The sequence below is a fragment of the Marinomonas sp. genome, assembly GCF_965225885.1.
Lineage (GTDB): Bacteria > Pseudomonadota > Gammaproteobacteria > Pseudomonadales > Marinomonadaceae > Marinomonas.
The window spans coordinates 1,677,774-1,695,157 of sequence record NZ_OZ245329.1 but is presented as its reverse complement, the minus strand read 5'-3'; the positions used below and the strand labels follow the sequence as shown (position 1 = coordinate 1,695,157).

Annotated in this window: 17 protein-coding genes; 6 read left to right on the top strand and 11 right to left on the bottom strand. The window is 41.5% G+C overall.

The genetic code is table 11. The annotated features are described in order from the left end of the window. Nucleotides 1-51: 51 nt before the first annotated feature. Nucleotides 52-942, bottom strand: a complete 891-nt coding sequence (locus ACO05V_RS08030) for a LysR family transcriptional regulator (RefSeq protein ID WP_421849411.1) — start codon at nucleotides 940-942, stop codon at nucleotides 52-54. Between the two features lie 111 nt (nucleotides 943-1,053). Here ACO05V_RS08030 and ACO05V_RS08025 point away from each other — a divergent pair, with 111 nt between their 5' ends. Beyond that, nucleotides 1,054-2,031 carry an NAD-dependent epimerase/dehydratase family protein gene (locus ACO05V_RS08025; RefSeq protein WP_421849408.1) on the top strand — a complete coding sequence of 326 codons (978 nt, stop codon included), beginning with the start codon at nucleotides 1,054-1,056 and terminating at the stop codon, nucleotides 2,029-2,031. 70 nt (nucleotides 2,032-2,101) lie between these two features. Here the strand turns inward: ACO05V_RS08025 and ACO05V_RS08020 are convergent, their stop codons facing one another. The 3 genes from ACO05V_RS08020 to ACO05V_RS08010 form a co-directional block, all read right to left on the bottom strand. Next, nucleotides 2,102-2,686 carry a hypothetical protein gene (locus tag ACO05V_RS08020; protein WP_421849405.1) on the bottom strand — a complete coding sequence of 195 codons (585 nt, stop codon included), beginning with the start codon at nucleotides 2,684-2,686 and terminating at the stop codon, nucleotides 2,102-2,104. Between the two features lie 186 nt (nucleotides 2,687-2,872). After that, nucleotides 2,873-3,136 carry a DksA/TraR family C4-type zinc finger protein gene (locus ACO05V_RS08015; RefSeq protein ID WP_421849402.1) on the bottom strand — a complete coding sequence of 88 codons (264 nt, stop codon included), beginning with the start codon at nucleotides 3,134-3,136 and terminating at the stop codon, nucleotides 2,873-2,875. Between the two features lie 17 nt (nucleotides 3,137-3,153). Next, a complete protein-coding gene (locus ACO05V_RS08010) occupies nucleotides 3,154-3,480 on the bottom strand; it encodes a DUF2834 domain-containing protein (RefSeq protein ID WP_421849399.1) in 327 nt (108 codons plus the stop codon). 274 nt (nucleotides 3,481-3,754) lie between these two features. Between ACO05V_RS08010 and ACO05V_RS08005 the strand changes: the two genes are divergently transcribed. Further along, entirely contained in the window at nucleotides 3,755-4,336 is a 582-nt protein-coding gene (locus tag ACO05V_RS08005) for a HupE/UreJ family protein (RefSeq protein WP_421849396.1), read from the top strand. A gap of 185 nt (nucleotides 4,337-4,521) precedes the next feature. Then, the gene (locus tag ACO05V_RS08000) at nucleotides 4,522-6,717 is read left to right on the top strand and encodes a putative bifunctional diguanylate cyclase/phosphodiesterase (protein ID WP_421849393.1); all 2,196 of its coding nucleotides are present in this window, start codon (nucleotides 4,522-4,524) and stop codon (nucleotides 6,715-6,717) included. 130 nt (nucleotides 6,718-6,847) lie between these two features. Here the strand turns inward: ACO05V_RS08000 and ACO05V_RS07995 are convergent, their stop codons facing one another. The 5 genes from ACO05V_RS07995 to ectA form a co-directional block, all read right to left on the bottom strand. Then, nucleotides 6,848-8,290 carry an aspartate kinase gene (locus tag ACO05V_RS07995; protein ID WP_421849390.1) on the bottom strand — a complete coding sequence of 481 codons (1,443 nt, stop codon included), beginning with the start codon at nucleotides 8,288-8,290 and terminating at the stop codon, nucleotides 6,848-6,850. A 93-nt stretch (nucleotides 8,291-8,383) separates the two neighbouring features. Next, nucleotides 8,384-9,403 (bottom strand): ectoine hydroxylase, encoded by a 1,020-nt coding sequence (gene thpD, locus ACO05V_RS07990; protein WP_421849387.1) that lies wholly within the window; start codon nucleotides 9,401-9,403, stop codon nucleotides 8,384-8,386. Nucleotides 9,404-9,461: 58 nt separating this feature from the next. Further along, complete coding sequence (locus tag ACO05V_RS07985) at nucleotides 9,462-9,851, bottom strand: ectoine synthase (RefSeq protein ID WP_067013657.1); 390 nt, start codon at nucleotides 9,849-9,851, stop codon at nucleotides 9,462-9,464. A gap of 148 nt (nucleotides 9,852-9,999) precedes the next feature. After that, on the bottom strand, nucleotides 10,000-11,313 hold the full coding sequence (ectB, locus tag ACO05V_RS07980) for a diaminobutyrate--2-oxoglutarate transaminase (protein WP_421849384.1): 1,314 nt from the start codon (nucleotides 11,311-11,313) through the stop codon (nucleotides 10,000-10,002). Nucleotides 11,314-11,459: 146 nt separating this feature from the next. Beyond that, a complete protein-coding gene (gene ectA, locus ACO05V_RS07975) occupies nucleotides 11,460-11,975 on the bottom strand; it encodes a diaminobutyrate acetyltransferase (protein WP_421849381.1) in 516 nt (171 codons plus the stop codon). Between the two features lie 446 nt (nucleotides 11,976-12,421). On the opposite strand from ectA, the gene ACO05V_RS07970 reads away from it, so the two are divergent. Continuing rightward, nucleotides 12,422-13,780, top strand: coding sequence for a sodium-dependent transporter (locus ACO05V_RS07970; protein ID WP_421849378.1), 1,359 nt, complete (start codon nucleotides 12,422-12,424; stop codon nucleotides 13,778-13,780). Between the two features lie 113 nt (nucleotides 13,781-13,893). Here the strand turns inward: ACO05V_RS07970 and ACO05V_RS07965 are convergent, their stop codons facing one another. Further along, nucleotides 13,894-14,133 carry a DUF2061 domain-containing protein gene (locus ACO05V_RS07965; RefSeq protein WP_421849376.1) on the bottom strand — a complete coding sequence of 80 codons (240 nt, stop codon included), beginning with the start codon at nucleotides 14,131-14,133 and terminating at the stop codon, nucleotides 13,894-13,896. A 104-nt stretch (nucleotides 14,134-14,237) separates the two neighbouring features. Continuing rightward, nucleotides 14,238-15,164, bottom strand: coding sequence for a MerR family transcriptional regulator (locus ACO05V_RS07960; protein WP_421849372.1), 927 nt, complete (start codon nucleotides 15,162-15,164; stop codon nucleotides 14,238-14,240). Nucleotides 15,165-15,348: 184 nt separating this feature from the next. On the opposite strand from ACO05V_RS07960, the gene ACO05V_RS07955 reads away from it, so the two are divergent. Together ACO05V_RS07955 and ACO05V_RS07950 are read left to right on the top strand one after the other, a co-directional pair. Next, entirely contained in the window at nucleotides 15,349-16,362 is a 1,014-nt protein-coding gene (locus ACO05V_RS07955) for an NAD(P)/FAD-dependent oxidoreductase (protein ID WP_421849369.1), read from the top strand. A 35-nt stretch (nucleotides 16,363-16,397) separates the two neighbouring features. Continuing rightward, complete coding sequence (locus ACO05V_RS07950) at nucleotides 16,398-17,378, top strand: YbgA family protein (protein WP_421849366.1); 981 nt, start codon at nucleotides 16,398-16,400, stop codon at nucleotides 17,376-17,378. Nucleotides 17,379-17,384 lie beyond the last annotated feature (6 nt).

Here is a 17,384-nt window from a genome sequence, read left to right as displayed (position 1 = left end):
TTGAGCTGTGTTTTCTACCTTCTAAACACCCAAATTTGAATACCAAAAGTGCTAATCTAAGTAACTCAGCAAACCAATAACCAGCTCATCGAAGACGGCTTTACAGACTGGGCTTTTTCTAAGATCCTCATGCATGGTCACCCAGGCGTCCATTTCAAAACAAAAATCATCCGCTAGTAAGCGAACCAAATTATCGTCTTGTTTGGCCAGCCCTATCTGACAAATACCTATTCCAACACCAGCGCGAATTAACGCTAATTGCGCCACATTACTATCGGTACGGAAGCTGAAATTATTTTTGTCTATAGGAAAGGGAAGTGTTTTTGCCACACTACGAATGTAATCGGTTAAGCGATCAAAGCCAATTAAACGGTGCTGTTCAAGATCTGCTAGTGTCACTGGCGTACCATGTTTTTGCAAATACGTTTTATGTGCAAAAAAGCCAACTTCAATATTACCAATACGCCGAGCAACTAATTGAGTTTGCTTAGGACGAAACAAACGTATCGCAATATCAGCCTCTCGATTGAGTAGATCTTGTACTTTATCTGACAATACCAACTCAATGTTTACCTGCGGAAACTTCTCCGCAATGTCAGCGAAGATTCTAGGTAGAACTTCGATTGCAATCACGTCACTTGTGGTCACACGAACTGAACCCTGAATGCCATCTCCTTGACTACGAGCAACCCGCTCCATTGCCGCTGCGATACTCGCCATTTCACTAGCAGGAAGCAATAACGTATTCGCCGATTCGGTAGGAATTAATCCACCTTGAGTTCGAATAAATAGCGTTATATTTAATACTCGCTCTAACTCAGCAATATGTCGTCCAATGGTCGGCTGAGTAGAGCCAAGAGAACGTGCTGCAGCCGATAAAGAACCTTCCTGCATCACGCTAAGAAATGATCGATACAATTCCCATCCAATATTTTCATTCATACAAAAATGTATAGCCACTCTATCGTTTTCACCAATTTCATTTAACCAACATAATATCTAAGCTTGCTTGATCAATCTAGTTATTTAGAAAACCATCTCTTGGAGAGAATAATGAATCAGCTAAAAAATAAAAAACCAAAAGCCTTAATACTAGGAGCCACTGGCGGCATTGGCAGTGAAGTCGCTAAACAACTAAACAAGGCAGGATGGCACATTAATGCGCTCAAACGCGATATTCACCAGACGGCTAAAAACAACGATATAACTTGGTTCCAAGGTGATGCACTTAATCAAACCAATGTGGAAACCGCAGCACAAGGTTGCAGCGTTATCCTGCATGGCGTTAACCCTGCTGGCTACAAAAACTGGGAAACATTAGTGTTACCTATGTTGGACAACACTATTGCTATTGCAAAGAAGAGCGGCGCCTGTATCGTCCTTCCAGGTAATGTCTATAACTATGGTCAAGATGCTTTTCCATTACTAAGCGAAACATCACCACAAAAACCAGTCACTAAAAAGGGTCGTATTCGAGTAGAAATGGAACGACGCTTAGAGGATTTCGCCCAACAAGGCGGACAAGTCATCATAGTTCGAGCGGGGGATTTCTTTGGGCCCAATGCCGCTAACAATTGGTTTTCTCAAGGGCTTATCAAACCTAATAAACCAGTAAAAACGATCAGTAATCCTTCTACAATGAATACGGGGCATCAATGGGCTTACTTGCCAGATGTCGCAGCGACAATGGTTAAATTGATAGAAACTCGTGACACCTTAGATGCCTTCTCAACTTTTCACATGAATGGTTTTTGGGATGAGGATGGCACAAAAATGGCAAAAGCCATTTGTCGAATAGTAAAAGAGAAGACTGGTAAAATACCTAAAATTTCTTCTTTTCCTTGGTGGCTGATGCCTCTTATCACACCATTCAACGAAACACTTAGAGAAATGATGGAAATGAAATACCTATGGCAACAGCCTATTCGCATGAACAACACTAAGCTGATTCAACAACTGGAAAAAGAACCTTCCACCCCAATCGACCAAGCAATAGAAGAGACCTTAAGAGGGCTTAATTGTTTGGGTTGAATAACTAAAATTACATGCAAAAATGCCGCGGTCACGCGGCATTTTTATATCTATCATTCAGTTTTATTGGTTAGGCACGAAAAGCCAATAAAAGAATGTCTTTGATTTTACGATCTATTTCTACTTGTGCTGATTCAAAATCCGCTCGCTCTACCTTGTATAAGAAAGGCTGAACACCACGTAATTTCTTGATCGCTTGTGGGTCTTCAGCTAACAAGACCGCAACATAAGAGAACGCGTCGTAATAAGGAAAAGCTTGCTCACGCAATGCGTTCAAGTACGAGTCAACCGACTCTTCTCCGAACACTTGCTTGATAGCAGTAATCGCACCAAAAACAGCGACTCCTTCACACAATGCTGGCGTTTTAGCACCTTCAAAACCAACAGGATATTGACCACGTACCATTTCTTGAATGACATCCGCCAACAACATGACATCGTTACTGAATACTCGAGTCGGCATCTGAATCTTATAGCGATATGGTTCATCAGCGTGTTCAAATACGGCACTTGGTTTGGCAATATCATCACTGACGTCAAAGCCATCAAATTTGGCTTCGACAACGGCTTCACCAAAAAGAAACTCTACCGCAGGCAACCAAGCCGCACGTAATTTCTCTAATTTATTTACTTCTGTTGAGTAAGTGTCGACCACAACCTCATCCTTATTTATTCTGAAAGAAATAGAGCATCAGACTCATAGCCAAAACACTCTTTAGATAGGCGAAACCTTACCATAATGAAGAAGATCAAGCAGGCAAAATTCGCCGATAAATACGCAGATTCTGAGGACAATACTGGAACCAATATCAATGAAATGAGAGAAAATAACGAACAAGGCTTATCTTAACTGGCTGTCTTTACTACCAGCTCGATTGTACAAAGCAGAGCGGCCTTTCTTCTCTTGCTCAGACTGGCATTGAATGCACAAACGCACTCCTTGAATGGCTTTGCGCCGAGGCTCAGGAATCAAAGCATTACACTCTTCACAATGGGTCAGGCTCTCGCCTTTTGGCATGCTATTTTTTGCACGCTCCACTTCGGAGTCAACCGTTGCGTCTATTTGATCTTGTACAGCACCATCTTGCGCCCAACCGCTAGCCATAAAAAACACTGCCCCTCTTATTTATTGTTTTTTGCTTTATTTCGCTGCTGTTCCCGCAGGTAAAGATACAAAGGTAATCCGCAGGACACTCCAACACTTAACGTTCCAACTATTGCTATAAATCGCCACTTAACTTGGTTCTTTTGGCCATCATGAACAATAAAACCCAATAGTGTGATCGCTGCCACAATAACATCTAGCCATGCAAAAATACTGATAGGATTAGCCATCATATCAGAGAAAAACTGAGGGATATTAACACCGTTTAGCAGTAGCCAAGGAACGAAAGCCGCATACGGAATAAGTGTCCCAATAATTGCTAAACCTAAATAAAAAATTGCCATTGCTATACCTCCGTGTAAAGGCCTCTATTATTAATAGTCGCTCGCAAACAGATGTTTTTAAGACTCTGTTTCAAGACAATATCACAAAGTTAAACACTCTTTATTTATACTTTATTTGGCAAACTGAATATTTCGTTACCTATTGGCAACATCATTCAATTTACCCTAACTGTGGGTATGTTAGAATTCTCACTTCCAGCCGCAAGAGCGGTGGTTTAGAGAAGACTATTTTGTAAGGTCTTTCATACTCATATACTTTTTTGGAGACAACACCATGCGTTCATCGCTTAAAATGGGATTAGCCGCACTTGTTGCCGCAATACCAGCTCTTGCATCTGCTCACCCAGGACACGAACACTCAACCAGTTTCATGACAGGCTTCATGCACCCTATGGGTGGCTTGGATCATTTATTGGCTATGCTAGCCATTGGCCTATGGGCTGCAAGCCTTGGCGGTCGTGCGTTGTGGGCCGTACCTACGGCATTTGTTGGTACTATGTTAGTTGGGGGCGGTTTAGCTGTTGCTGGCGTGCAAGTTCCTTTCATCGAACAAGGAATTGTCTTGTCGGTGATTCTAATGGGAGCTTTATTAGTTGGCGCTGCACGCTTCCCTGTTGCAGTTTGTGCTGGCATTGCAGGATTGTTTGCTCTTTTCCACGGCGCAGCACACGGTTTAGAAATGCCGTTAAATACTAATGGCGCAGAATACGCATTAGGCTTTGCTGGAGCAACGGCGCTGCTGCATGTTGCGGGTATTGGTTTTGGTATGGCGGTTGCCCGCTTCCAAGCACCTATCGTGACTCGCGTTACAGGTAGTCTCATTGCTATCGCTGGATTATTTTTAGCACTAGCATAACGCCTGTCAGCCACTGTTTTATTCATCCTTAAAACAGTGGCTACTCTCTCTTTATAGGTAACGTTTTTTCTACTTATTTATCCCAGTTAAATCTCATCAATTAGGCTTACAAAAAAACTAAATACTAATAAAGAATTTATCTGTATTATTTTTCGCATGTCTATTATTCAGTGAAGGATCATTAGTTGAAGAAAGCAGAGCTTAAGCAGCCTTCCGCCTTAATTTTTTCATTAATTGCTTTTTTCGCTATCGCCATATTTGGCAGTTATTGGACCCAGTCAACCAATAGATCCGTTGTGAATCAGCAACAATCTCTTTTAAGTGGTATATTTCGCACTCAGGCCTCGGTATTAGAACGCCGCCTTTCTTCTGCCTTTACCTCGGCACAAATTTTAGCTTATGAAGTAGAGCAAAATGGCGGTAGCGGTGAGTGGTTTCCTAGTTATGCAAACAAGTTAATCGATTCGATTGGTGGCATTGAAAACCTGCAACTCGCGCCCGATGGCATCATTTCTGATATATATCCTCTAGAAGGAAACGAAACTGCCATAGGATTTAACATTATATCGACGCCTGGCTTTAGAGAAGAAGCAATGTTGTCTGTTCAAAACCATCAAATGTTTGTTATAGGCCCTGTCACATTGATTCAAGGCGGTGTTGCCGTCATCAGCCGAGCACCTATTTTCTTGCGTAAAGGTACACAAAGAGAGCTATTTTGGGGGTTTGCCTCAGCGGTTATTTATTTAGACGATTTATTAGAAGCAACACAATTAAAACAACTAGAAAGTGAAGGTTACCAATACAGTCTGTCAAGAAAACACGCTGTCACTAAAGATACCATTGTGCTATCTACCTCTGTTACACCACTTTCTGACATTCAAGCTTCGACTAATCTTATTCTCCCTGTTGGCACTTGGACTCTCAGAATTAGCAGAGCACTAGATACTCAATTAAAAGAACGAAAGATAACAGGTTATGCGATCAGCTTAGCCGTGGCATTTTTACTGTCTCTCGCTTTATATGCCATTTTGAACCAACCATTAAAGCTCAGAAAATTAGTCAAAGAAAAAACAGCAGAACTTCAAGAACTCGCCTATAAAGACCCATTAACAGGCTTACCAAACCGACGTTTTTTACAAGATAGCTTTCCCAAGATCCTACACAACAATCAGCGGCGCAAACGCATTTCAGCTTTTATTTACTTTGATCTTGATAACTTCAAGCGCATTAACGACACCATAGGACATGATGTTGGAGACAAAGTACTTGTGATAGTCGGTGATAGACTTAACAAGCTAAAAGGCACTGCAGACTTTGTCGTACGGTTAGGCGGTGACGAATTTGGCATATTATTAGGCGACATTAACAATTACAAACAAACAGGTGAGCAAGCAGAGCATATCTTAGAAAGTATTCGCATGCCCGTACAGGTTGGTAGCGGCGAGTATATATTAAGCACATCATTAGGAATCGCCATGATTCCAGAGCACGGTTATGACCTCGTTACCATCATGCAAAATGCAGACATGGCTCTGTACCAAGCAAAGCTGGCTGGAAAAAATCAATACGCTTTTTATACTGAAAAGATGAAAATCAGTACACACAGTCTTATTAAGGCAGAAGAAGATTTGACGCTTGCTCTACAAAAAAACGAATTTGAAATATATTTCCAGCCGCAGTTTAACCTTCATACCAATCATGTCTTTGGCGCTGAAGCGCTAATTCGTTGGAATCATCCAGAAAAAGGCCTGATTTTTCCTAAGGATTTCATTCCGCTTGCAGAAAATACGGGGAAAATTGTTGAATTAGGTCACTGGGTTTTAGAGAGTAGCGTCGCCTATCTAGCACAACGTAAACAAGAAGGTCGAGCTGATATTTTACTGCATATCAATCTAGCTTCTGAGCAATTGTCAGACCCTCACTTTGTTACTTTGGTTCAGGCGCTATTATCAAAATATCAAATACCAGCCCGTTTAATTGGTTTTGAAATCACTGAAACCTCTATTCTTGAGGATATTCATCTTGCTAGATATTTACTGCAAGCACTAAAAGACATGGGTATTTGTATCGCCATCGATGATTTTGGTACAGGATATTCATCCCTTTCTCAGCTTAAAAACCTTCCAGTAGACTTGCTAAAAATTGATCGTAGTTTTGTGATGGATTTAGAGAACGATCCCGACGATAGAAAAATCGTTGAAGCTATCATTGCCATGGCTCACAAACTCAATATCAAAGTACTCGCTGAAGGCATCGAGACCAGAGAACAATGGAAAATGTTAGCCGAATTCCAATGTGATTTTGGTCAAGGCTACTATGTTAGCAAAGCGGTAACCGCCGATGAATTTAATCAAGGTACGCCGATTATTCATAACGATTAGGGCTTTTTCTTACCACGCTGACATCTCCACCGATAATCCCACCAATCAGTCTTTAATACTGACCACAAAAAAGCCTCAATCATCATAGATGCTTGAGGCTTTAAAGAACTTTAGCAATACGCTTATTTGATTAAGACGCTAAGCAAATCGCTCGACCGTGGTTATGAACTTCAACCAATTCTTTATGTAGACTGCAGATCGCTTTTTCGTAGTCTTCTTCATCAACAACAAACTGCATATCGACCTGACGCATAGATTGGTGCATAGCCAATACGTTGACGTCTTGCTCAGCAATGGCTTTTACTGCCTTCGCCAACATACCTGTGGTTTTCATATCACTACCAATCGCAGAAACAATCGCTACTTTACGTTGCGTAATTTCAGCGTCCGCAAAACGCTCATGCAGCACTCTCATGACACGTTTCAGGGTTTTTAGGTTGATTGCTAGATAATGCGTAATGGTGTTCGCATTAATATCTTTAGCAATAATATGAGCGTGGAACTGTCTTAGTACCTTAAGAATATCCACATCAAACTTATCAATATCGCCTGCCATGTCTTGATCAAATAGTTCTACAGCAAACACACCGCGACAACCTGCAATGATCTCAACACAAGGCGCATCACTGACGTAATCACCAGTGATAAGCGTACCAGTATGCTCTGGCTCAAAGGTGTTTTTTACGCGTAATGAAATACCACTTTGACGCAAACCTTTTGCCGCTTTTGGATGGATGGCTTCCATACCAAGGTTAGCAAGCTGATCGGCCACATCATAGTTAGTTCGACCAATTGGCACAGCATTGCTTTCACCCACTAAACGAGGGTCGGCACTGCTTAGGTGAAATTCTTTATGAATCACGGCTTCATGAGCTTTAGTCAGAACCGCAATTCGACTGAACGTCATCTCACTGTAACCACGGTCGAAGGTAGACATTAGACCCGTTTCACTGTGAGCATAGCCTGTTGCAATTGGAAGCTCTTTGCTCAAATCAATGTCTTTAAACGCATCTAAAATACGCTCATCAAGCGACATGTGGCTTGGGCTATTCCAACCAGTCAAATCAACAAACACGGCATTTACGCCATCACGCTGTAACAAATGCGCTGTATTCCAAGCACTGTGCGCTTCACCAAGACTAGCAAGCATTTCTCGTACAGTAGCAAGATGCTCGCTAATCGAAAAATGACCGTGCTGACAAAGGCGATGCAGGTCTTCAAGACACTCTTGTGCCTCTTGCAAACGGCTGTTTAAAAAAGCATCTGCTTTATGACGTAATTCACCCGCTTCGAACAAGCTATGGTTAATGTCTAACATGGCCGAGCGAACATCTTGTAACGCTGGGAACCAGTTGTTTTGCTTACGCTCTTGAGCGAATAAAGCAAACACACCAGCATCTCCTGTTTTTTTGTGCTCTAACAGCTTGTCGGTCATACCGGCATAAGCAGAAACAACAAAAACACGCTGGTACATGTTGTTCACTAAAGTGGGTTTGAAAATTATATTATCTCTCACTGAACGGTAGTCACTCATGGACGTGCCGCCAATTTTTTCAACTGTATGTTGTCCCATCATTTTTCCAATTTTTTAAGGGGCTGAAAGCCAACTTATGCCGAAATCCAAAACTGCCGCTATATTGTCATAAGGTTGTGGAAAATTTAAGCATTAATCGCTTTTTTTAAGCGCTTTTATCGACTTCCTAGCCGCGATGTATTCAGGCCTTGGAGCCGTGTTACCAAATGGCAAATCCACACGATTCGACAAGGCGTTGTAGACAAAAAATAAATTCGAGCGAGGCGCTGGGGTAATGTTGCCATTTGAACCATGCAACACATTACAATCAAACAAAATAACTCTGCCGGGCTGACCAACGGCTGCTTCGATGCCATTCTGTTCAATCAATGACTGCAATGAAGAATCATCAGGCACACCAACGTCTTGTTTTTTTAGTGAAGACAGATAGTTGTTTTCTGGAGTTTCACCAACACAAGATACATAAGTGCGATGGGAACCAGGAATTAACAATAAAGGGCCGTTATGATGATCGTTAGGTGTAAGCGTAATGGACATGCTTAGCGCCCTCATTCGTGGCATTCCATCTTCCACATGCCATGTTTCAAAGTCCGAGTGCCAATAAAACTCTTTGCCTCGAAAGCCCGGTTTGTAATTCAAGCGCGTTTGATGAAGATAAACCTCATCACCTAACAGATACTCTGCGATTCGAACCAATCTTGGGTCTTGGGCAATCTTCTGAAAAAAATCATTTAACTTGTGAACATCAAAGACCGAACGAACGTCTCCACTGCTAGGTTCCGTAACACTCTCTTCCCTTTGCTTAATTGCATCGCTGTCTCGCAAGTTCTGCATTTGCTGCTGCATATCAGCGATTTCATGATCATCAAAAAGATGATCTAAGAATAAAAAACCTTTCTTTTCATATTGATCTAAAAGCGCTTCTTCGAGCGGCGCTTTTTGTCGATCAGTTGAGTAAATAACTGGATCCTTACGATTAATATACGTTGGTAAGGAATACTTTCTGGAAGGATAGTCATCTTTCTGATCTCCTCCTTGTGTATTCTCTTTCACCTTATCTTCGCTAGAGTTTTTTTTACTTAAAAGCTCTTTTTCCAAAAGCTCTGTATCATAAAAAATATCACTTGCTAAAGCGGATGCCGACGATGACATTAACGTACCTCCTTATCTACTCCTTCAATAATTAACAGCCTGATCTATATTTCGATTTTTAATCCAGCAACTCGTAAGCGCCTTCTGAGTTGTGTACTTCTTTACCCGTAATTGGCGGATTAAAGACACAAGCCAATTTCAATTCTTTAAAAGCTCGCAAGGTGTGTGCATCATGCTTATCAAGTACATAAACAACACCTGGCTTAATATGATGTTTTTGACCAGTTTCACGGCTTTCTACTTCGCCTTCACCAGAAATGCAGTACACAGATTCAAGGTGATTTTGATAATGCATATCAAAATCCTTTCCTTCATAGATAGTGGTAATGTGAAAAGAAAAGCCCATATTGTCTTCTTTTAATAAGAGACGTGTGCTTTCCCAGTTACCGTCTGGAGAGACGACGCGGCGTTCGGTTTTTTCACATTCTGCTAAATCACGTGCAAACATTCTTTTCTCCTTATGATCCTAAGATCGCTTAAATGCCGGTAAAGCATTACCGGAAGAAACTTGAGGTTCTTAACTTACTATTTGCTTCACTCAAGTATTTATCAAAAAATTGCCTTCAAAAATGAAGGCAATTTTAGGATTAGAAGAACTAGACAGCGATGTCGTAGTTCTCATCAAAGTAACTTTTCGCTTCAGGCATATCATCTTCTTTGGCGCACACATCACGAATGGCGCGTTCTAGAATATCAATACCTTGTTTTAGATCTTCGTCACTAATAATAAGAGGACAAAGGAACTTCACAACTTGATCATCGGCACCAGAGGTTTCGATCATCAAACCGTTTTGGAAACATTTTTTAGTTATCTTGCCTGCTAATTCGCCACTAACACAGTTGATGCCACGCATCATACCTCGACCTTGAAGTGTGAAGTTGCCTTCACCAAATTCATTGACAATGGCTTGTGTACGCTGATGAATGTACTCACCTTTACGTTTGATCTCTTTCTCAAACGCGTCATCTTTCCAATAAGTTTCAATAGCGACTTTTGCAGTAACAAATGCCAGGTTATTGCCACGGAATGTACCGTTGTGCTCACCTGGTTTCCATTCATCCAACTCTGGGCGCATTAGAACAACAGCAAATGGCAAACCATAACCGCTCAACGATTTCGACATGGTAACGATATCAGGCTTAATACCTGCGTCTTCAAAGCTGAAGAAGGTACCAGTACGACCACAACCAGCTTGAATATCATCGACAATCAATAGAACACCGTGCTTCTTACAAACGGCTTCTAAATTCTGCAACCAGCCAAAACTCGCGGCATTAATGCCACCCTCACCCTGAACCGTCTCAACAATTACGGCAGCAGGTGTATCAACACCACTACTAGAATCAGACAATACTTTGTCTAGGTATTCCGTTGTTTCAATTCCTTCTCCCAAGTAACCATCAAACGGCACGGTAGAAACACCAGCACCAAGGCTAGTACCCGCAGCACCACGGTGATGTGAATTACCCGTTACAGACAAAGCACCCAAGCTACAACCATGGAAGCCGTTGGTGAAACTAATGATATTTTCACGACCGGTAACGTTACGAGCTAGCTTAAGTGCAGCTTCAACCGCGTTCGTACCAGTCGGCCCAGTAAACTGCACCATGTATTCAAGACCACGAGGCTCAAGAATGTGCTTTTTAAAGACTTCAAGAAATTCGCCTTTAGCTTTGGTATGCATATCTAGACCGTGAGTAATACCGTCATCTAAAATGTATTCCACTAATTTTTCTTTAAAAATTGGGTTGTTGTGGCCGTAGTTCAATGTGCCAGCACCCGCCAAGAAATCTAGATATTTGTTACCTTCTTGGTCAAACAGATACGCACCTTGTGCACGATGAAAAACACGTGGAAAAGAGCGAGCATAAGATTGTACTTCTGATTCGATTTCGTCAAAAATTTTCATATTGTTATCATCCTTTAAGTTAATAAATAGTAATTTTAGAGCTTGAGTAGAAAGCAAAAACTGAGAGTAAAAGTGATCTTCTAACTCATCGCATTTCTAACTCGTTTGCATGTGAATTCATTGAACGGATGAATTCATATGGCTTTTTAATTTACGGCTTTTTCATTTATGGAAAAGGGACCAATCCTAACTAGATGTTCGGTATCATGCTTTCCCTTAAAGTGATCCTGTTTGTCAAACATCACAGACTCTTCTAAAGGTACGCCTAGCTGGTTCGCAAGGCGTCGAAACAAAGCCCAAGAACCTTCGTTTGATGCTGTAATACTGGTTTCTATATAACGCACATCTGAACAGTTAGATCGTTCAAGCAGTGATGAAACCATTTTTTTTGCTAAACCTTGGCCCCGAGCCTTTTCACTAACCGCTACTTGCCAAATAAACAGAGTGTCGACTTGGTTAGGAATAATATAACCAGAGACAAACCCCACCATCTCTCCGTTTTCAAGGCTAGCCGCAACAGAGGTTTCAGCAAAATGGCTCGCTTGCAGCAAGTTACAATACACCGAGTTGGTATCCAGTGGAGGACAAGACGCCACCAGCTGATTAACTGCCATTCCATCTAATGCACTGGGCTTAGTAAACACAATTTTTTCTGAATTCATAATTACATCCATTAGAGTACAAAGCATTATTAACCAGTTAATTTCATAAACCAGATGGCCTGAAGTAACGATAATGGCTTACCTATATGAAGTTAATGTTACTTAACTGATTTTTAAAATCAAATTGATTTGATGTCTAATTATTCTACCTGAAAGTAAAACCAAGTCCAGACATTTATTTAGAGAACTAACCATTACAGGCGTAATAATTTATTCAACGCTAGATTAGCTCTAGGGTGAAAAGTACTGACTAAATAGCGAAAAACATTATAAATTCACATTTTTAGTTGCATATATGCATCGAAATTCGGAAAATCCCGCCCCTAATCGGAGTTTTGCTTACTGGCATCTATTCATGCTGATGAAGTGGGAAGCATTGGTATGGGTAAAAAAACTAACTCTGATCGCTGTTTATATATTTTGCTTTCAATCATTTAGAGATAACTATGACAAATAAAACATCTATCCAAGGTTCGTGGGCGAGCCGCTGGATTTTCATTTTGGCGGCAACAGGTTCCGCTGTAGGTTTAGGTAACATTTGGAAATTCCCTTACATCACAGGTGAAAATGGTGGTGGGGCGTTTGTTCTGGTTTATTTGGTTTGTATTTTGCTGGTCGGCATCCCTATTATGATGGCCGAAGTGTTTATCGGTCGTCGTGCACGCAAAAACCCAATTAATGCTTTAAGTGACGTCGCTGAAGAATCTGGTAGCACTCGCTCTTGGGGTTTAATAGGTTTAATGGGGATGCTGTCTGGCGTTCTTATCTTTTCATTTTATTCTGTCGTTGGTGGTTGGGTACTTTATTACATTAAAGCCATGCTAACGGGTGAAATGAATGGCATTTCATCTGATGATGCTGGTGCTGCCTTCGGTGCTCTTCTTGCAGACCCTGCAACACTTTTAGCTTGGCATACACTATTCAGCATTATGACTGTCGTTGTCGTAGCTGCAGGCATCAATAAAGGCATTGAAACAGTCACTCGTATTATGATGCCAGCCTTGTTCGTGTTGCTCATTATCTTACTTGGCTATGCGATGACAACTGGTGGTTTTGCGCAAGGTTGGAATTTCATGTTCGAGTTTGACTTTAGCAAACTGACTTGGAATGCCGCCTTGATCGCTCTGGGCCATTCGTTCTTTACTCTCTCCTTGGGTATGGGAACAATTATGGCTTACGGCTCTTACATGACCAAAGGTGCATCTATCGGTAAAACGGTACTTGCTATCGGCGCACTGGACACGCTTGTTGCCTTGGTAGCTGGCTTGGCTATCTTCCCAATTATTTTCTCTAATGGAATGGATCCTGCCGCAGGTCCTGGCTTGATGTTTATCTCTTTGCCAGTTGCCTTTGGTCAAATGCCTTTCGGTCAATTATTCGGTGTTCTGTTCTTCGTCTTAGTCGGCGTAGCAGCATGGACGTCTGCAATTTCTTTGCTAGAGCCAACGGTTGCCTTCTTGGTAGAGCGCTTCAAAATGAAACGTTTAACCGCGTCTATTGGCTTAGGCATTGTGGTTTGGGGGTTAGGCATTGCGTGCCTAGGTTCATTCAGCTTTATGTCTGACGTAACCTTCTTCGGCAAAAATACTTTCGACTTCTTTGACTATATTACAGCCAATATCATGTTGCCGTTAGGTGGCATTCTGATTGCTCTATTCTCTGGCTGGGTAGTGAAAAACAAGTTCTCACAAGACGAGCTAAATCTGTCTAACACAGTATTCACGCTATGGAATTTCTCTATGAAGTTCACAGCACCAATCGCGGTTGCTGTTGTGTTGTATTTCTTATTAAACCCGATTAAGTAACTCTTAAAATAGTTTACGTGTTAATAATTTAGATTTAATACAGACACCAACCCCGCTAGCGGTTTACGCTGGTGGGGTTTATTTTTATAAGAAAGAAAGTCATAGGTAAAAAATCACATCGATCTTAACGCGTAATTTTCTCCAGCAGATTGAATTGTCTTACTCAATTCAGACGCGACGTCAGCTTGTTGAAATTTATTCCAAACAATTTCATGGAAATAAAATGCCACGGTATTAATTGCCGGTTCCACGATAGCTACCAAACCACCCACTAACAAACTTCCAGTGATAAGGTACGCCACAGAAAACGCTATCGAAAAGTGCATAACAGCAAAAGTCATTGTTTTAGCCATGTTGAATCCCCTTCTTTCGTTTATTTGATATAAAGAAGAGTAAGGCTAGCCAACCAATAAGAAAAATATATTATAGATATCTATCTGATAGTTTTTTACTTTCTTCACCTTGCTATCCTATTTGTAAAATTAATTACGCCTTCCAATGACTCAGAGTAAACCTTAACCTCTCCAATATCCGTCACATTAGATTTATTAGCTGCCAACCAAAAACTCGCACCAATCACACCAACGGGCCTTTGCCATTGCTGCATTTGATAAACCAAGTCTGCGGCTTTGTTAACCAATTCATTCTCACAAAAAACCAATACAGACTGAGCCTGAACCCCTTCAACTAAGCTCGCCCAATCGTTACTATGCTGGGCATTTGGCACGACACAACATGACAAGCCTTTATCTAATAAAATGGCGGCGGCCATGTAACACCACAAGTTGCGCTGAGAAGCTAATCCAGTAATCAACACCTTAGCCGTATTCTTCTTCTGCGATTTGAAGCTGCTCACACGAGCCATAAAACAAGACAACACGACCGACTCACAAAATGCCAAGACGACACCTTTACCCAACTGCTCAAAACTCGGTAACAACCAATCTCGTATAGCAATTTCAGCCGGATACTGAGAAAAAATTTGCTGATACATCTGCTCAATTTTATCTTCTTGAAAAGCCCCTGCCGATTTCACCAAGGACGCTTGCCATTCGAGCCATTCATTTGACAGAACAACACCATCTAGCGTTACACCTTGCTCCAATAAAGCCCGCACTTTACTGACTGCAACACCTTGTTGAATCCAACGCAAGATGGCTTCTACACGCTGTATATCACCTTGATCATATAGTCGATGACCTTTGTCAGTACGCTTAGGTTTTAACAAACCATAGCGTCGCTCCCAAGCTCGTAATGTCACCGAATTCACGCCTGTTTTTAGAGATAATTCGCGAATGGGAAAATATTCTGGACTATCTAACAAGGTTAACTCATCTAGAGACTCTTGATTTTTTGCTTGCGCATTTTGGTTTGACTGACTCATACATTATTTCCAATAAATCATCATTCATCTAAGGCAATAAACCTATTCTGACCTAAACTTCTATAACCGTCAGAAGCCATACAATAAAAACTATACAAATATTTTTTTGTATAAGATAGTTGATTTTCTTATACAGACTTCTATATTGTATAAGAAAAGCAGCACGAACACTGGGAAAAATAAGATGAACACATCAAATACAGATCAAATTCACACTCCAATCTTTGACATCGCCATTGTTGGCGCAGGTCTGGCTGGCAGCTTGTGCGCTCATCTGCTATCCCAATCAGGTCAAACCGTTTGCATCATAGACAAAAGCCGCGGCAGCGGCGGCCGAGCCAGTAGTAAAAGATTAGAAGACGATACTAGCTGTGATCTTGGCACACCTTATATTGTTGCTAAACACTCAGATACTCTTGCTCTATTCAAACAGCTCACCGAAGAACATGTAACAGCGCCATGGAAACAACTAAGCAAAGCTGGTTCTCAAGCCTTTGTTGGTGTGCCAAAAATGAGCGCTATTACTCGCCACTGGGTGCAAAATGCCAACTTTATTACTAGCACGCGTATTCATCATTTTAACCAGATCACAACACAAGGCGATGATCAGCCAAGCTGGTTATTGAGAGACGATAAATATCAACCGGTTGTGATTGCGAAAAAAGTCATCATCGCCGCACCAGCTTCTCAAGCGGCTTCTATTCTGGCTTCACACGAAAAATTAGCGGTGCTGTTACTCAGAGCCAATCAAGCAAGTGCTTCTTATCAATCACAATGGGCGATGTGGTTAGAAACAGAGCCATGTGATTTAAATGCATTGATTGAACCAAAAGGTTCTCTGATCAAACGCATGATAAAAGACAATTACAAGCCTATGCGCCACAGCGAAAAAGTCGACCGCTGGGTCATCCAAACGGAACCTAACTGGACAGCGCAGCACCTCGATTCAGACAAAGAATGGATCACGCAAACTTTGCTGCAAGCTTTTGCGGAAATAACCGAACACAGGGTGTTAAAACATGGTGAGCCGCATCGTTGGTTCCTCAGCCGTTTTACTGAAAATAAAGGCAACCATTGTTTTGCTTGGTCATTTGAACACAATGTAGGACTGGCCGGTGACTGGTTATGTCAAGGCGATGCAGAAGGCGCATTGCTCAGCGCAATGTCTCTTATTAATCATATAAAAGACATAAATTAGAACAACGACCTTGTCGTCTTTTGGAGGATTCACTTATGCCACACTCTCAACCAACACCAGACCAGCTAACCCATAAAATTCCTGTTGGAATTAGTGCCTGTTTATTAGGTGAAAATGTTCGATACAACGGCGGACATAGCCATTCTGATTATTGTGACAAAGTACTCAGCCATTATTTTGATTATCAGAAATTCTGCCCTGAAGTAGCCGCTGGATTTGGTACACCTCGCCCTACACTTCGCTTAGAAGGTAATCCAGACGAACCAAGAATGGTTTTCAGTAAAAACTCTGAAGAAGATGTTTCTGACGTTTTCATGGCTGCCTCTAATAAGTATCTGGAAAACCTATCACACTTGGATGGCTACATCTTGATGAAAAAATCCCCAAGCTGCGGCATGGAACGTATCAAGGTTTATCAAGAAAACGGTCACCCTCACATGCAAAGAAGTGCGGGACTTTTTACCAAAGCGTTGCAGCAGCGCTATCCATTATTGCCAGTGGAAGAAGATGGTCGTTTGAATGACCCAGCGTTACGAGAGAATTTTTTATTACGTGTTTTCACCCATCATGATTTTCGTCACAGTATGGGCGAAGACGCTCGAATGAAAGACCTTATTGCTTTTCATAGTCGTTATAAATATATGGTTATGGCGCATTCACAACCGATTTATCGCAAGCTAGGGCGCATGCTTTCAGGTGATGACCCAAGATCTTTTAACGAATTGAAAACAGCTTACTTTGAGATCTTAATGACAACACTCTCAAAGCCAGCAGAACGCAAAAATCACTGTAATGTGCTTATGCATCTTGTAGGTTATTTAAAACACGCGGTCGATGTGTCCGTTCGAAAAGATATTTTAGATGTGGTTGAGCAATACCGACGTGGCGAAGTGAATCTTGCCACGCCTGTCACCTTGCTCCATCACTACCTAAAACATTACGGCAGTGAATACATCAATGAACAAAGCTATTTCATTCCATACCCATCGCCTCTTGGCATCCGTAATACAGTTTAAGGTAAC

Excerpts from the sequence above, each read along its gene's own strand:
- ACO05V_RS08030 (WP_421849411.1), bottom strand. The coding sequence starts at position 942 with ATGAATGAAAATATTGGATGGGAATTGTATCGATCATTTCTTAGCGTG.
- ACO05V_RS08025 (WP_421849408.1), top strand. The coding sequence starts at position 1,054 with ATGAATCAGCTAAAAAATAAAAAACCAAAAGCCTTAATACTAGGAGCC.
- ACO05V_RS08015 (WP_421849402.1), bottom strand. The coding sequence starts at position 3,136 with ATGGCTAGCGGTTGGGCGCAAGATGGTGCTGTACAAGATCAAATAGAC.
- ACO05V_RS08010 (WP_421849399.1), bottom strand. The coding sequence starts at position 3,480 with ATGGCAATTTTTTATTTAGGTTTAGCAATTATTGGGACACTTATTCCG.
- ACO05V_RS08005 (WP_421849396.1), top strand. The coding sequence starts at position 3,755 with ATGCGTTCATCGCTTAAAATGGGATTAGCCGCACTTGTTGCCGCAATA.
- ACO05V_RS07995 (WP_421849390.1), bottom strand. The coding sequence starts at position 8,290 with ATGGGACAACATACAGTTGAAAAAATTGGCGGCACGTCCATGAGTGAC.
- thpD (WP_421849387.1), bottom strand. The coding sequence starts at position 9,403 with ATGTCATCGTCGGCATCCGCTTTAGCAAGTGATATTTTTTATGATACA.
- ACO05V_RS07985 (WP_067013657.1), bottom strand. The coding sequence starts at position 9,851 with ATGTTTGCACGTGATTTAGCAGAATGTGAAAAAACCGAACGCCGCGTC.
- ectB (WP_421849384.1), bottom strand. The coding sequence starts at position 11,313 with ATGAAAATTTTTGACGAAATCGAATCAGAAGTACAATCTTATGCTCGC.
- ectA (WP_421849381.1), bottom strand. The coding sequence starts at position 11,975 with ATGAATTCAGAAAAAATTGTGTTTACTAAGCCCAGTGCATTAGATGGA.
- ACO05V_RS07970 (WP_421849378.1), top strand. The coding sequence starts at position 12,422 with ATGACAAATAAAACATCTATCCAAGGTTCGTGGGCGAGCCGCTGGATT.
- ACO05V_RS07965 (WP_421849376.1), bottom strand. The coding sequence starts at position 14,133 with ATGGCTAAAACAATGACTTTTGCTGTTATGCACTTTTCGATAGCGTTT.
- ACO05V_RS07960 (WP_421849372.1), bottom strand. The coding sequence starts at position 15,164 with ATGAGTCAGTCAAACCAAAATGCGCAAGCAAAAAATCAAGAGTCTCTA.
- ACO05V_RS07955 (WP_421849369.1), top strand. The coding sequence starts at position 15,349 with ATGAACACATCAAATACAGATCAAATTCACACTCCAATCTTTGACATC.
- ACO05V_RS07950 (WP_421849366.1), top strand. The coding sequence starts at position 16,398 with ATGCCACACTCTCAACCAACACCAGACCAGCTAACCCATAAAATTCCT.